This is a genomic window from Halomonas sp. SpR8 (assembly GCF_031010195.1).
Classification (GTDB): domain Bacteria; phylum Pseudomonadota; class Gammaproteobacteria; order Pseudomonadales; family Halomonadaceae; genus Vreelandella.
The window spans coordinates 153,848-168,491 of the sequence record NZ_JAUAMC010000001.1 but is presented as its reverse complement, the minus strand read 5'-3'; the positions used below and the strand labels follow the sequence as shown (position 1 = coordinate 168,491).

Below are 14,644 nucleotides of genomic sequence, written 5' to 3'. Positions count from 1 at the left end.
CTTTTAAATCGATCAAAGTAGTCGTGGTGAATAGCCCCATTACCTTGTTATGGATAGCAACTGGGGCGTTTGAAACCCGTAGCGCGCTAAACCAACAGTTAGATTGGCAGCGGGCGCGGTGGTAAAACAGCGGCCATCCTGCTGTTGGCGATGATTTAGCCCATCGACCACTTGGGCTACCCGTCGGGCAATCGCATCGCCAGAATCCACCCAGTGCAGGGGCACGGGGGCGAGCTGTGTTAACCACGATTTGAGAAGAGGAAAATGGGTGCAGCCTAACACCACCGTATCCAACGCGGCATTAGCTATTGAAGGGGCAGCAGCCTGCCACAGCGGTGCCAGTGCGGCCTGAATTCGCTCAATGTTAGGCGCTTTGCCGGCTAAGTGCGCCTCTGCTTCTTTCACCAAGCCGTCGGCGGCGACGCGAGTAATTAAACAGTCGCTGGCAAAACTATCAATTAAATGCTGGGTGTAGGGGCGCCCTACCGTGGCTTTAGTTGCCAACAACCCAATATGGCGCGTCTGGCTAAGCGCCGCTGCGGGCTTAATGGCAGGCACGGTGCCCACCACGGGAATCGCTAACTGCTCGCGTAAATTCTCCAACGCCAGCGTGCTTGCGGTATTGCAAGCAACGACCAGCACACGAGGTTGGCAAGCTTCAACGGCAGTTCGGCATACCGCCACGATGCGCTCGGTTAACGCTGCGTCTTCGCGCAGGCCATAAGGTAGCCAAGCATTATCGCAGGCGTAGCACATGGCCGCGTCAGGATAGTGTTGACGCAGCGACTGTGCCACGGATAGGCCGCCGACACCGGAATCAAAAATTAATACAGGGCCTGTCATGACTCTGCCTGTAAAAAACGGAGCTGCTAGTTTAGCATGCTCCGTCATTTTATCGATTGCGGTTTCAGTTGGCCGCTCGCGTTACACTGCGGGTACGTCAGCCCCGCGCAGCTCTGCGTAAAGTTCAGGGTAGTCTTGCTGCAGGCGCTCTAACTCCTTCTCAGCGCCTTCAGGAAGCGCCTGACGCAGCTCTTCCATGTCCTCGGGGCTAAAGTGCTCGTCAATCAGCGGAAATAAGCCTTCACGCTCATGGCGTAGATAGGCGCGGTGCGCTTCCAAATAGGCTTTTAAATCATCGGCGAAGCGATCCATCGGTAGGACATTATCCATCAGGATCATGTCGATATCGTTGGATAAGCGTTGTAAACGCGGCTTTAATTCACGGTAGTCCTCCGCCATCTGCTCAGTAAGTGCAATATGCTCGGGCGCTTGGGTTTGCAGCCGCTCCACACAGACGCGCTCCAGCGGTGCAGCGAAACCATCCATATAGGACAAAATGTAGTCTACAACTTCACGCATTAGCTGAAAGTTGGGCCGCTCTCCTAGCACGAGAGTTTTCTGTTTAAGCTGTAGCACATGGAGTAATCTCGCCATATTGGCATGATCTGTACGCAGTTGGTTAAACATCGAACTGTCTCCTTTGTGGGGTCATGCCTACCGTCGGGCCATGGTGGTTAACGGCATGCGATCATAAGCGCGCAGGATTTATTATCAGTGGTTATCATCAACAATGCCTCTGTGGCGTTATCCTAGCAAGTGCATCTTTTGAGTAGTTTACGCCAAAGGTAGTTCGCCAAGGCATGGTTTACCACCATCTCTTGTTGGCGCTTTGTTGCCCAACGTCTCGATTTATAACGGAAGCTTACATGGATCTTTTTGATAGCGCCCAAGCGGTACCTGCCGACGACGCCCCGCTGGCTTTTCGCATGCGCCCTCGCCGTTTAGACGATTACGTGGGGCAACAGGCGCTGATCGGGCCAGACAAACCGCTGCGCCGCATGGCGGAATCAGGCGTCGTGCGCTCGATGATTCTGTGGGGGCCGCCAGGCGTTGGCAAGACCACGCTAGCAGAACTATTAGCCAGGGCATCTGACGCCCACCTGGAACATCTCAGCGCGGTAATGGCCGGGGTAAAAGAGATTCGCGCGGTGGTAGAGCGTGCTCAGCAGATGTCTTCCACGGTTATTCTCTTTTTAGATGAGATTCATCGCCTCAACAAGAGCCAGCAGGATGCCCTTCTGCCCCATGTGGAGTCGGGGCTGCTGACGCTGATCGGTGCCACCACCGAAAACCCGTCATTTGAAGTCAATTCGGCACTGCTCTCCCGCGCGCGGGTTTACGTACTGAAATCACTCACCCAGGAGGAGCTGATCACGGTGATGCGCCAAGCGCTCCAAGACATTGAGCGCGGGCTAGGTAAGCGTGACATTCAGGTAGACGATGAGGTATTGAGCGCTCTGGCCCACGCCAGCGCAGGGGATGCCCGGCGGGCACTGGGACTACTCGAAACCGCCTGTGATTTCGCGACTCAAGAAGCGGGCCGCGAAGTGCTGCATACAGAGGTGCTTGCGGATGTGATCGGCCATCAGGCCAGCGCTTTCGATAAACAGGGGGATGCCTATTACGATTTGCTTTCGGCGATTCATAAATCGATACGCTCTTCGCGCCCCAATGCTGCATTGCTGTATATGGCGCGTTTTATCCAGGGCGGCGGCGACCCGCTGGACGTAGTGCGTAGGCTGACCGCTATTGCCTCAGAGGATGTCGGTAATGCTGACCCCCGCGCGCTACCACTGGTGATAGCGGCCTGGGACGCTTACTTACGTTTAGGCGATTACGAAGGCCAGCGGGCGATTGCCCACGCGGCGATTCATCTAGCGGTAGCCCCCAAAAGCAACCGCATCGACCGTGCCTGGAGCGAGGCTAAGCAGTACGTTCACCAGCAGCCCCAGGTAGAGGTGCCCACTTACCTGCGCAATGCACCCACCAAATTGATGGAGCAGTTAGGCCACGGCGAGGGTTATCGCTATGCGCACAGTGAGCCAGACGGCTACCCGGCGGGCAGCGCCCACGACTGCTGGCCTGAAGAACTGCCTAAAGCCACTTTCTTTAAGCCGAGCGCGTTCGGCCAGGAGAAGCGCTTTGGTGAAATAATGGCGTGGCGGGAAAACCGTGATCAAGAAGCAGATCAGGCGCCCGAAGGCGCCTGATGGTTATACCAGTGGCAGGTTATTGACTAACTGCCACTCTCAAGCAACTACAATCTTTAACGACGTACTGTTCACGCCTTACACTTCAAGCTTCACCTTTCCACCCTAAAGCTCTTCGCGGATAACATCGGTGCCTTCGGGAATCTCAAAATCAAACATGTCCGAAGCAATCTCGCCATTGAGCGTGATATTGCTGAAGGTAATCGCGGTACGCTGGCCGGTGCTGTCCATCATCCACAGCTCGGTTAACGTTTCGCCTTCAAAGACCATGCTCAACTCTTCAAACAGCGTATCGGCAGAGATGGGCACCAGGGTAAAGACATCTTCTCCCCCGTCCTGCTCGTAGAACACCTCATAGCTCTCGGTTAAATCGTTTGAACTTCCCGACAGTAATAACGCAGGGGTGTGGGTTACTCGATCATCCATCTCTTGAACGGTGACCTGCTCAAGATCGGGATCGTACATATACACATCTTCACCGTCGGAGACCACGGTTTGGCTGTAGGGCGCCTCCACTTCCCAACGCAGCATACCTGGGCGGGACAACCACATCTCGCCGCGCGCGCTCTGCAGACGTTCGCCGCTGCCATCCAGAATCTGCTGTTCAAAACTCGCTTGATAGCGCTCAAGCGGATCCAGCCGCTCGGTCAAACGTTCGGCAGCATCCTCTGCCCAAGCGGGAGCGCCAAATGTTAACCCCAAAGCGCTGGCCGCAAATGCCAGTTGTGGCGCACCTATTGATGACGGACGTTTTGTTTGCGTATCGCGCATATGTTCTCCCTAGGCAACCGTTGCCAAATAACTGTTGTTCAAAACTGCTGCTCAAAACTATTTCTCAAAACTATTGCTCAAATATCTGCTCAAAACTATTGCTCAAATATCAAGCAGTGAGGCAGTGAGAGGCAGTGAGGTCGGCTTAACCGTCCATGTGTCGTTAAGACGCGAAAAACGCCGCAGGGTTTCACCTGCGGCGCTACTTCCACGCTTATTGCATAATTGTGCCTTACACCAAGCGATTAGTGTCCCACCGGAGGCGGCGCAAGCACTTCCCGGGCACCGTTAGAGCCCATAGAAGTCACCACGCCGGCGCCCTCCATTGCCTCAACCAAACGCGCTGCACGGTTATAGCCAATTTTAAAGCGCCGCTGAACGGCGGAAATCGACGCTTTGCGGGTTTCCGTGACGAACTGAACAGCTTCATCATAAAGCGCGTCCTGTTCGGCATCGTCACCGTCGCCCCCTTCGGCCTCAAGGCCGGTTAAGGCGTCAGCGGAGACGCCGCCGGAGAGAATCTCCTCGATATATTCTGGTGCGCCGCGGCGCTTCCAGTCGTCGACCACACGGTGCACTTCGTCGTCATCGACAAAGGCACCGTGGATGCGATTGGGCGGCCCAGAGCCCGCGGGCAAGTAAAGCATATCACCATGCCCAAGCAGGCTTTCTGCGCCGCCCTGATCAAGAATGGTGCGCGAATCAATTCTTGATGAGACCTGAAACGCCATCCGCGAAGGAATGTTGGCTTTGATCAACCCCGTTACTACGTCTACTGACGGGCGCTGAGTTGCCAATATCAAATGGATACCGGCGGCGCGGGCCTTTTGCGCCAAGCGGGCAATCAGCTCTTCAACTTTTTTACCGACAATCATAAACATATCGGCAAACTCGTCGATCACCACAACGATGTAGGGCAGTTTTTCCAGCACCGGATGCGGCTGATGCACTTCCCACGGCTGTGGCTCCCACAGCGGGTCAGCCACCTGGGCACCGGCGCGTTCCGCTTCGTCCAAGCGGCCATTAAAGCCCGCAATATTGCGCACGCCCATCGCTGCCATTAGCTTGTAGCGGCGCTCCATCTCAGCCACACACCAGCGCAAGCTGTTGGCCGCCTCTTTCATATCAGTGACCACAGGTGCCAGCAGATGAGGAATGCCGTCATACACCGACAGTTCCAACATTTTCGGGTCGACCATGATCAGCTTTAGCTCGCTAGGCTTGGCTTTGAGCAGCATCGAGATCAGCATGGCGTTAACGCCCACCGATTTACCCGACCCGGTAGTACCAGCTACTAACAAGTGCGGCATCTTGCCCAGGTTGGCGACCACAGGGCTGCCGCCAATATCCTGGCCTAGCGCCATGGTGAGCGGTGATGTCTCCTGCTGGTAGCGATCAGAGTCGATGACTTCGCGCAGGCGGATCATGGCGCGATTGGGGTTAGGTATTTCAATCCCCACCGTGGGGCGTCCTGGAATCACCTCGACCACGCGCACACTTTTAACCATCAGTGAGCGCGCCAAGTCTTTGGCTAGATTACTGATTTTAGAAACTTTGACGCCCGCGGCAGGCTTGATCTCAAAGCGGGTAATGACGGGACCAGGCCAGGTATCGACGACTTCTGCCTTGACGCCGTATTCACGCAGCCGCACTTCAAGCAGCTCGGCCATATCGGCCAACTGCTCATCGCTGTAGTTGGGCTGATACGGTTCTGCCGGTGTCAGCAGTTGCAGACTCGGTACGTCGCCTTCGGGCTCATCCTGGGTTTCAAAGGCAGGCCGCTGGCTCTGTAAATGCTCTACGGTCCATAGAGTGGGACCCTCATCCGCCTCCGGCGTGCTCTCGTCAGGTGCGAAGGTGGGCTCCTGGCGCGCTGCAGAGGGCGGCATCGATGGTGTGGGAGGCTCTTCATCATCCACCTCTTCATCATCCCACACAGGTTCCGGCACGACCTCGGCCACACGCTCAGGTTTACGTGCGGGCCCAGTTTCAAGACCATGCTCAGGTGCACGCTCTGGCACGCTAGTGCGTGGTTCGGTCTCGGCAGGCGCTTCATCGTTGACAAAAAAGCTGCTTGCAGCGGGCGTCGGTGGCTCTTCTTGACGCGACGCACGCAGCGGGAAGGCGGTGTCGGCTTCCTCGGGCTCTGCTATCGATGCGTCAGCCTGGACGAAGGCATTTGCCCGCGGCTCTTTGGATACGGGTATCTCTGGCGCTTCAACGTCTTTCTCAACTGGCGCGCCTGGCTCAGAAGCTAAGGTCGGCTCGGCAGACGCAGGCGGTGTGACGGTTGGCTCTTTGCCAGGTGCAGATGTGACAGGCGCGGGGGTTTTAGCAGGCACGTGTTTGTTGCTTGAAAATGCCGCAGCCTCCCAAGGAATTGAGGTATCCGTCGTTTCGCTGCCAGCGACGTTACTCGCCGCTGCATCGGAGGAGCTGTTAGAAAGCGGCACACTGAAGCCCGGTTCACGCCGTTCACGACCACTGGTGCTTTTACCCATCGACTCAGCAACAGTCTTAGCCTCAGCGGGTTTAGTCTCAGCGGTTTTAACCTCAGCAGGCGCAGTTCTAGGCTCTACGGGTGCTCCTGCTGATGCCTCTACCTGGGGCTTCGGCGCGGACTTAGCGGCGGCGCGCTGCGCTGCGCGCATACGGCGTGCTTGCCTGCGCGCCGACAGCCAGCTGCCAAGACGGCATATCCGCTTGCCGAGTTCATCTGCCACCTGCAGCCAGGACATGCCGCTAAATAGCGGAAAGCCGCTTAAAATCAACGCCGCGGCAATTAATCCAACGCCACCGCTGCTTACCAGTGGCCTAAGCGCGCCAACCAGGCCCTCGCCTAAAATACCGCCAGAGGCGTAGGGCAGTATGCTTTCTGGGTGGTAAAAGTGCAGCGCACCCAGCATGGTGGTGCCAAAAATAAGCAGCACCAAACCACCTGCGTGCACAGCGATCGCCACCGGATCGAGTTCAAAACGTACCTGGCGCGAGCGAATCAGCCACCAGGCGGCGAAACCAAACATACCCGGCCACCACAGAGCGCTGGCGCCCAGCAGTGAATAGAGCACATCAGCCAGCCAAGCGCCGACTTGCCCCATCCAGTTACGCACATCTGTTTCCGGCCCCTGATAAGACCAGCCTGGATCAGATGATTGATAACTAAACAGCGCTAATAATAAAAAAACACATAGCGCAAGCAGTAGCACCACCACGCCTTCGCGCACTGAGCCTTGTAAGCGCAGGCCAAAACGGCGAGCCTTATCCTTCGCGGCGCTTACACGCGCAGAAGAAGCCGATGATGGTGTTTGACGCGCGTTACGCTGCGTTCGCTTGTTTACCGCTTTATTCACTTTCAAGCGACTCTCCCTTTACACCCCAATGGCGTCTTTAATCCACTTGCGAGTTTGCATGATACCGAGCATCCTTCCGCGGTCACAGAACAGCCTTTAGCTGAGCGCCCAGTAGAAGAACGCTTTACATAAACGTCGTAAAGGACGTAGCAACAGGAGCAAGCAATGCTACCTTGGCTTTCCTCGCCACATCCCACCTTTCCATCCGCTGCCGCGGCTCTGGACGCCCCCAACGGCCTGCTAGCTGCCGGCGGCGAACTCTCCCCATTGTGGCTGGTAGAAGCCTACCGACAGGGTATATTCCCCTGGTTCAGCGACGACGACCCGATTCTGTGGTGGAGTCCAGATCCGCGCATGATACTCCTTCCTGAACAATTTAAGCAGCGTCGTAGCTTAACCAAACGACTACGCCATGGTGGCTTCCATATCACCTTGGATCAACACTTCGACCAGGTTATTGAGGCCTGTGCCGCCCCTCGCGACGAAGAGGGAGGCACTTGGATCACCGTCGAGATGCGCGAGGCCTACAGCCTGTTGCACGCACTCGGCATTGCCCACAGCATTGAAGTTCATCAACACGGCCAATTAGTTGGCGGGTTGTATGGGCTAGCCATGGGCCCGGTATTTTTCGGTGAATCCATGTTTTCCCGCGCTCCGGATGCTTCTAAAGTGGCGCTGGCACACCTCGCCAGAGCAATGCGCGAGCATGGCGGTAAACTTATCGACTGCCAGATGCACACACCCCACTTGGCTAGCCTGGGCGCTATTACAGTCGCTCGAGGGGCATTCATCAACTATCTTAAAAACTGGCTGCCTGATAAGTCGTTTACATCAACCTCATCACCCGATAAAACGCCGTCAGTGCCCCCGTCACCTTGGCTGAAAGCGATTAATGCCGAGGGTAGCGTATATTGATCGCCTCATACTGTTATACCAAGGAGGAGAGCCGTGAGCAGTAACACTCCGCGTCGCCCGGTGCGGGATTTGCGCTTCTTCCTTACTGTGCCGCATGCCTGTAGCTATTTGCCAGGTAGAGAAGCAACGACGCTGTTTCTTGATCCACTGGAGTCACCCGTTCCAGGTGTCTATGACTCGTTGGCGCTATTAGGGTTTCGTCGCAGCGGGCGCCATTTATACCGCCCCCACTGTGAGGGTTGCAACGCCTGCCGCTCGGTGCGCATCCCGGTTGAGCAGTTTGAGGCTAATCGCACTCAGCGCAAAATTTTACGCCGCAACGCCGATATTAACATTCGAGTAATGCCCGCTCACTTTGTGTCTACCCACTACACGCTCTACGCTGACTATATTCGCCAGCGCCATGCCGACGGCGATATGTACCCTCCCAGCCGCGAGCAGTACCGCACATTTCTTACCCTTGATGAGCCTTATGCGCATCTTATGGAAATGTACCTCGACGGCGAACTGGTCGGCGTGGCGGCCTTTGATCAATTGGAGCATGGGCTCTCGGCGATCTACACCTTCTTTGCTGTCAACGAAGCGCTCGATAAGCGCTCGCTTGGCACCTTTGCCATTCTGCGCTTAATTGAGCTCAGCCAAGAAAAAGCACTGCCCCACCTGTATTTAGGGTATTGGATCGAAGAGTGCCGTAAGATGCGCTATAAGCAGGCATTTACACCACTAGAGATACTCGACGGGCGCCATTGGCGGCAGTTAATTCGCTAATTACGTCAGCTTTTTTGCCTTGACGGCGGGCTTACGGCACAATATAGCGCTGTTTATTGAGCGCCCCTTTAGCGGCACTGAATTCTGATCGATTGTTACATAATTAAATCATAAGTGAGGACATGCCTATATGGCACGCGAAGATCATATTGAAATGGAAGGCGTTATCGTCGATACCCTTCCGAACACCATGTTTCGTGTTGAGCTGGAAAACGGTCACGTTGTTACCGCTCACATTTCTGGCAAAATGCGTAAAAACTATATCCGCATTCTGACCGGCGACAAGGTAAAGGTAGAGCTAACACCTTACGATCTCTCTAAAGGCCGTATCGTTTACCGTTCGCGCTAAGTCTCTACTATTTTGTTTGTAGTTGATAGCTAGCGCCGATCAGCGTCAACGGCTATTCACTAAAACGACAACGCCCCGTCGATGACAGGGCGCTGCGCTCTTATGCATAAAAAAGGAGTGCATGAAAATAGTGATTGGCGGCAAAGCGCCCTTTTCAGGGCGCATCAGCCATTTCAGTCTCCGTAGAAAGGTGCAGTTCGCCCTCTTCCAGGCTGACGTGGACAATACCGCCCTGTTCGGCTAGCTCGCCAAAGAGAATCATCTCGGCTAGTGGCTTCTTCAGCTTCTCTTGAATGAGGCGCGCCATTGGTCGTGCGCCCATATCAGGATCATAGCCTTTATCGGCTAGCCAATCCCGCGCCATATCGTCCACATCCAGTTGAACACGCTTCTCATCCAGCTGCGCCTGCAGTTCGATCAAGAACTTGTCGACGACATTGCGCACTATCGAAACCGGCAGCGAATGGAACTGAATAATGCCATCCAGACGGTTGCGGAACTCCGGCGAGAAGGTGCGGCGGATCACTTCCATGGCATCGGTAGAGTGATCTTGGTGCTGGAAGCCAATTGAACGGCGCGACGCCTGCTCAGCACCGGCGTTAGAGGTCATGATGACAATCACGTGACGGAAATCCGCTTCACGACCGTTGTTATCGGTTAAGCGTCCGTGATCCATCACCTGCAACAGCAGGTTGAAGACTTCCGGGTGTGCTTTCTCAATTTCATCCAACAGCAGTACGCAGTGCGGCTGCTTAGTGACCGCCTCGGTTAGCAAACCGCCCTGGTCGTAGCCGACATAGCCGGGAGGCGCACCAATCAGGCGCGATACGGTGTGACGCTCCATGTACTCGGACATATCAAAGCGCACCAGCTCGATGCCCATGATATGCGCAAGCTGTTTGGCCACTTCCGTCTTACCCACACCGGTAGGGCCGGCAAACAGGAAGCTACCGACGGGCTTATCGGGGGATTTAAGCCCGGCCCGGGAGAGTTTAATAGCCGCGGAGAGGCTATCAATCGCTTCGTCCTGCCCGAATACCAGCATCTTCAGGTCACGATCAAGCTTCTCGAGCAGTTTGCGGTCAGAGCTCGAGACACTCTTCGGCGGAATGCGCGCAATCGATGCCACCACAGCTTCCACCTGCTCGACATCGATCGTTTTGGCGCGCACTTCTGGCGGCAGCAGGCGCTGGTGAGCCCCCGCCTCATCAATAACGTCAATCGCTTTATCAGGCAGGAAGCGGTCGTTGATATAGCGATCCGCTAAGCGTGCTGCGCTCTCAAGCGCCCCATCGGTGTACTTCAGCTCGTGGTGCTCTTCAAAGCGTGAGCGCAAACCCTTGAGGATTTTGATAGTGTCATCAACAGAGGGCGCCATGACGTCCACTTTTTGGAAGCGGCGCGCCAAAGCGCGGTCTTTCTCGAAGATACCGCGGAACTCTTGAAACGTGGTCGAACCAATGCAGCGCAGCTCGCCCGAAGAGAGCAGCGGTTTGAGCAGGTTGGACGCGTCCATTACGCCGCCAGAAGCCGCCCCAGCACCAATCACGGTGTGAATCTCATCGATAAATAGGACGGCATTAGGCTGTTTACGCAGCTCGCTCAGCAGGCTCTTGAGGCGTTTTTCAAAATCACCGCGGTATTTGGTACCGGCCAGCAGCGCGCCCATATCTAGCGAATAAACCACTGCATCAGCAATAACGTCGGGAACATCTTCCTCAACGATGCGCTTGGCCAAGCCTTCGGCAATCGCCGTTTTACCCACGCCTGCTTCACCCACTAACAGCGGGTTATTCTTACGCCGACGGGCCAGAATTTGCACCACGCGCTCAAGCTCGTGATCACGGCCAATCAGCGGATCGATTTTGCCTAACCGCGCCTGTTCGTTGAGGTTGGTCGCATAGCCAGTGAGCGGGTGCGCAGCCCCTTCGCTACCGCCCTCTTCCGCGTCTTCGCTTTCTGATGAAGAGGGAGAAGGGGATGGCCCGTGCCCAGCCACTTTGGAGATACCGTGGGCAATATAATTTACTGCATCAACGCGAGCAACGCTCTGCTGTTTAAGGAAGTAAACTGCCTGACTCTCTTGCTCTGAAAAAATCGCCACCAGTACGTTGGCACCGGACACTTCACTTTTTCCAGATGACTGAACGTGGAAAACCGCACGCTGTAAAACGCGTTGAAAACCGAGCGTGGGCTGTGTTTCACGATCACCCTGACCCTCGGGGATCAGCGGGGTAGTCGAGTTGATAAAATCCTGCAGATCGGACCGCAGCTTGTCGAGGTTAGCCCCGCATGCCTTCAGTACGTCTACCGCTGAGGCATTATCCAGCAACGCTAGCAGCAGGTGCTCAACGGTCATAAACTCATGGCGCTTGGAACGCGCCACAGTAAAGGCCGTGTTCAGGGTCATTTCAAGTTCTTTGCTCAGCATGGCAGTCCCCTTTTCGCTACTACCTAGGGCGTATCGCCACCTAGGGCTTGCGTCGGATCAGTTTAATCGACCGGCACTCTCAACATCGGGTACAAATGGCACGGTTGCAAGCCTCTCCGCCAATTATTTCTCAACGTTCTTAATCAGCGGCTTCAATATCGCTTATCAACGGATGCTCACACTCCCGCGCGTACTCGTTTACCTGATAGCTTTTGGTCTCGGCTATATCGCGGGTAAACACGCCACAGGTGGCCTTTCCCTGGGTATGTACCGCGAGCATGACCTGAACGGCCTTCTCGCTATCCATGTTAAAAATACCTTGCAGTACTTCAATAACAAACTCCATCGGCGTGTAGTCATCATTGTGAAGCACCACCTTATAGAGCGGCGGTTGTGCCAGCGCAGGTTCCGCCGACTGCACAGTTAAATCGCCATCATCATCGGGCATGTTAGGTCGCGTCATTCCCGCGTTAACGGGCGAGGCGACAACGTATGAACTCTTTAGGTTGGACATAAGTAGCACGGTTGGTTGTCTCGCGACTGACCGATGGAAGTGTCTAAATAATGTTATCTATTTTTTCAGACGCTGCCGATCAGCAAGGGTTCATGGAAAACACAAAATTAACATATTAAGTAAGACAAAAAACCCTCGCCCACTAAGGTGGGCGAGGGATATCACAGCGTTTAATGCGCTCCACCTTGTGGCCGCGCAGACTGCTTGTGAAGCGTCTGGTTTCAAAACTTTGGTTTTTGAAACCCTAGCCGTTTGCCACCATAGCAAGCGCTTCGTTGAGCGTTTTACTCGGACGCATTACTTGGCTGGCCAATTCGCCGTTCGGGTGATAATAGCCTTTAAGATCGACAGGCTGGCCTTGAACGCTGTTAAGCTCGTCAATAATAGTAGCTTCTTTGGCCTTCAGCGTTTCCACAAGGCGGGCAAAGAGTGCTTTCAGCTCAGCGTCTTGATCTTGAGCCGCCAACGCTTCTGCCCAGTAAAGCGCCAGGTAGAAATGGCTTCCTCGGTTATCCAGCTCGCCCACTTTGCGTGAAGGAGACTTGTTGCTTTCGAGGAACTTGCCGTTAGCTTCATCCAGCGCTTTTGCAAGCATCTTAGCACGGTCGTTGTCAAAGCGTTTAGCGAGGTGCTCCAAAGAGGCTACCAGCGCCAGGAACTCGCCAAGGCTGTCCCAGCGAAGGTGATTCTCTTCCAGCAGTTGCTGAACGTGCTTGGGCGCAGAGCCACCAGCACCGGTTTCAAACAGACCACCGCCATCCATCAGGGGAACGATAGAGAGCATCTTGGCACTGGTGCCCAGCTCAAGAATCGGGAATAGATCCGTCAGATAATCGCGCAGGATGTTGCCCGTCACTGAAATAGTATCGAGGCCACGAATCACACGCTCTAAGGTGTAACGCATCGCCCGAACCTGGGACATGATATGGATCTCAAGCCCATCAGTGTCGTGATCCTTGAGATACGTTTTAACCTTCTTGATCAACTCGTTCTCGTGGGGGCGGTATGGATCGAGCCAGAATACCGTCGGCATACCAGAATCACGGCAGCGCTCTACTGCCAGCTTGACCCAGTCGCGAATCGGCGCATCTTTGACTTGGCACATCCGCCAGATATCGCCCTGCTCCACGTTTTGGGTCAACAGCACTTCACCCGTATCCAGATCGATGATATCGGCCACACCGTCTTCTGGAACTTCAAAGGTCTTGTCGTGGGAGCCGTACTCTTCGGCTTTTTGCGCCATCAAACCGACGTTGGGTACGGTGCCCATTGTCGCCGGATCAAAAGCACCGTGCCATTTACAGAAATTGATCATTTCCTGGTAAATACGCGCGAACGTGGACTCGGGCATCACGGCCTTGACGTCCTTAAGACGACCGTCACCACCGTACATCTTGCCCCCGGCACGGATCATCGCCGGCATCGAAGCGTCCACAATCACATCGCTGGGCGAGTGGAAGTTGGTGATACCACGAGCCGAATCGACCATCGCCAACTCTGGGCGCTTTTCATGGCAGGCATGCAAATCGCTGATAATTTCATCACGCTGTGATTCTGACAACGTTTCAATTTTTTCGTAGAGGTTGGCGATGCCATTGTTGACGTCGACACCCAGCTCCTTGAACAACTCGCCGTGTTTCTCGAAGGCGTCTTTGTAAAAAATCTTAATACAGTGGCCAAACACAATCGGGTGCGAGACCTTCATCATCGTCGCTTTCACGTGCAACGAGAACATTACGCCAGATTCACGCGCATCTTCTATTTCACGCTCGTAGAATTCGAGCAATGCTTTTTTGCTCATGAACATACTGTCGATGATCTCACCTTCGAGCAGCGAGATATTCGACTTGAGCGTCTTAGTCTGGCCACTCTTGGTGGTCAGTTCCATCTTCACAGTGCGCGCACGATCCAGCGTTATCGATTTTTCACCGTCGTAAAAATCGCCCTTATGCATATGAGAAACGTGGCTGCGCGAGGCCTGACTCCACTCACCCATCGAGTGAGGGTATTTGCGCGCATACTCTTTGACGGCCTTCGGCGCACGACGATCAGAATTACCTTCACGCAATACTGGATTAACCGCGCTGCCTTTGACTTTGTCATAGCGCGCTTTGATATCTTTCTCTTCGTCGTTACTTGGCTCGTCAGGATATTCCGGCAGTGGGTAGCCCTGCTCTTGCAGCTCTTTGATCACTGCCCGCAGCTGCGGCATGGAAGCACTGATATTGGGCAATTTGATGATATTGGCTTCCGGAACCTTGGCCAGTGCACCTAGTTCAGCCAAGTGATCCTCAATGCGCTGTTCTTCAGTTAAATAATCGGGGAATAAAGCGAGAACGCGGGCCGCCAGGGAGATATCTCGGGTTTCCACTTCAATGCCAGCAGCGTCGGTAAAGGCGTCAATAATTGGAAGCAAAGAGTATGTTGCGAGCGCAGGCGCCTCGTCGGTGAGCGTGTAAATGATCTTCGGCGTTTTAGACATTTTGCGTTAAC

Annotated in this window: 11 protein-coding genes; 4 read left to right on the top strand and 7 right to left on the bottom strand. The window is 54.8% G+C overall.

Annotation, left to right across the window (positions count from 1 at the left end):
* Nucleotides 1-39: 39 nt before the first annotated feature.
* On the bottom strand, nt 40-843 hold the full coding sequence (murI, locus tag QT230_RS00780) for a glutamate racemase (protein WP_308319591.1): 804 nt from the start codon (nt 841-843) through the stop codon (nt 40-42).
* An 81-nt stretch (nt 844-924) separates the two neighbouring features.
* The gene (locus QT230_RS00775; protein ID WP_308319590.1) at nt 925-1,470 is read right to left on the bottom strand and encodes a hemerythrin domain-containing protein; all 546 of its coding nucleotides are present in this window, start codon (nt 1,468-1,470) and stop codon (nt 925-927) included.
* A 239-nt stretch (nt 1,471-1,709) separates the two neighbouring features.
* Here QT230_RS00775 and QT230_RS00770 point away from each other — a divergent pair, with 239 nt between their 5' ends.
* Nucleotides 1,710-3,053 (top strand): replication-associated recombination protein A, encoded by a 1,344-nt coding sequence (locus tag QT230_RS00770; protein ID WP_308319589.1) that lies wholly within the window; start codon nt 1,710-1,712, stop codon nt 3,051-3,053.
* Nucleotides 3,054-3,158: 105 nt separating this feature from the next.
* Here QT230_RS00770 and lolA read toward each other — a convergent pair whose 3' ends face one another.
* Nucleotides 3,159-3,824 carry an outer membrane lipoprotein chaperone LolA gene (gene lolA, locus QT230_RS00765; RefSeq protein ID WP_308319588.1) on the bottom strand — a complete coding sequence of 222 codons (666 nt, stop codon included), beginning with the start codon at nt 3,822-3,824 and terminating at the stop codon, nt 3,159-3,161.
* Between the two features lie 245 nt (nt 3,825-4,069).
* Entirely contained in the window at nt 4,070-7,180 is a 3,111-nt protein-coding gene (locus tag QT230_RS00760) for a DNA translocase FtsK 4TM domain-containing protein (protein WP_308319587.1), read from the bottom strand.
* Nucleotides 7,181-7,339: 159 nt separating this feature from the next.
* Here QT230_RS00760 and aat point away from each other — a divergent pair, with 159 nt between their 5' ends.
* The 3 genes from aat to infA all read left to right on the top strand — a co-directional run bounded on the left by aat (nt 7,340) and on the right by infA (nt 9,206).
* Nucleotides 7,340-8,089, top strand: a complete 750-nt coding sequence (gene aat / locus QT230_RS00755; RefSeq protein WP_308319586.1) for a leucyl/phenylalanyl-tRNA--protein transferase — start codon at nt 7,340-7,342, stop codon at nt 8,087-8,089.
* Nucleotides 8,090-8,122: 33 nt separating this feature from the next.
* On the top strand, nt 8,123-8,857 hold the full coding sequence (locus QT230_RS00750) for an arginyltransferase (protein ID WP_308319585.1): 735 nt from the start codon (nt 8,123-8,125) through the stop codon (nt 8,855-8,857).
* 130 nt (nt 8,858-8,987) lie between these two features.
* Nucleotides 8,988-9,206, top strand: coding sequence for a translation initiation factor IF-1 (gene infA, locus QT230_RS00745; protein ID WP_007111068.1), 219 nt, complete (start codon nt 8,988-8,990; stop codon nt 9,204-9,206).
* Between the two features lie 154 nt (nt 9,207-9,360).
* Here infA and clpA read toward each other — a convergent pair whose 3' ends face one another.
* The 3 genes from clpA to QT230_RS00730 form a co-directional block, all read right to left on the bottom strand.
* Nucleotides 9,361-11,637: an ATP-dependent Clp protease ATP-binding subunit ClpA gene (clpA, locus tag QT230_RS00740; RefSeq protein ID WP_308319584.1), complete on the bottom strand. Its 2,277-nt coding sequence runs from the start codon at nt 11,635-11,637 to the stop codon at nt 9,361-9,363.
* Between the two features lie 139 nt (nt 11,638-11,776).
* Nucleotides 11,777-12,085: an ATP-dependent Clp protease adapter ClpS gene (clpS, locus tag QT230_RS00735; RefSeq protein WP_308319583.1), complete on the bottom strand. Its 309-nt coding sequence runs from the start codon at nt 12,083-12,085 to the stop codon at nt 11,777-11,779.
* A gap of 310 nt (nt 12,086-12,395) precedes the next feature.
* Nucleotides 12,396-14,633: an NADP-dependent isocitrate dehydrogenase gene (locus tag QT230_RS00730; protein ID WP_308319582.1), complete on the bottom strand. Its 2,238-nt coding sequence runs from the start codon at nt 14,631-14,633 to the stop codon at nt 12,396-12,398.
* Nucleotides 14,634-14,644 lie beyond the last annotated feature (11 nt).

Coding starts and splice junctions, on each gene's coding strand:
- murI (WP_308319591.1), bottom strand. CDS start 843: ATGACAGGCCCTGTATTAATTTTTGATTCCGGTGTCGGCGGCCTATCC.
- QT230_RS00775 (WP_308319590.1), bottom strand. CDS start 1,470: ATGTTTAACCAACTGCGTACAGATCATGCCAATATGGCGAGATTACTC.
- QT230_RS00770 (WP_308319589.1), top strand. CDS start 1,710: ATGGATCTTTTTGATAGCGCCCAAGCGGTACCTGCCGACGACGCCCCG.
- lolA (WP_308319588.1), bottom strand. CDS start 3,824: ATGCGCGATACGCAAACAAAACGTCCGTCATCAATAGGTGCGCCACAA.
- aat (WP_308319586.1), top strand. CDS start 7,340: ATGCTACCTTGGCTTTCCTCGCCACATCCCACCTTTCCATCCGCTGCC.
- infA (WP_007111068.1), top strand. CDS start 8,988: ATGGCACGCGAAGATCATATTGAAATGGAAGGCGTTATCGTCGATACC.
- clpA (WP_308319584.1), bottom strand. CDS start 11,637: ATGCTGAGCAAAGAACTTGAAATGACCCTGAACACGGCCTTTACTGTG.
- clpS (WP_308319583.1), bottom strand. CDS start 12,085: ATGCCCGATGATGATGGCGATTTAACTGTGCAGTCGGCGGAACCTGCG.
- QT230_RS00730 (WP_308319582.1), bottom strand. CDS start 14,633: ATGTCTAAAACGCCGAAGATCATTTACACGCTCACCGACGAGGCGCCT.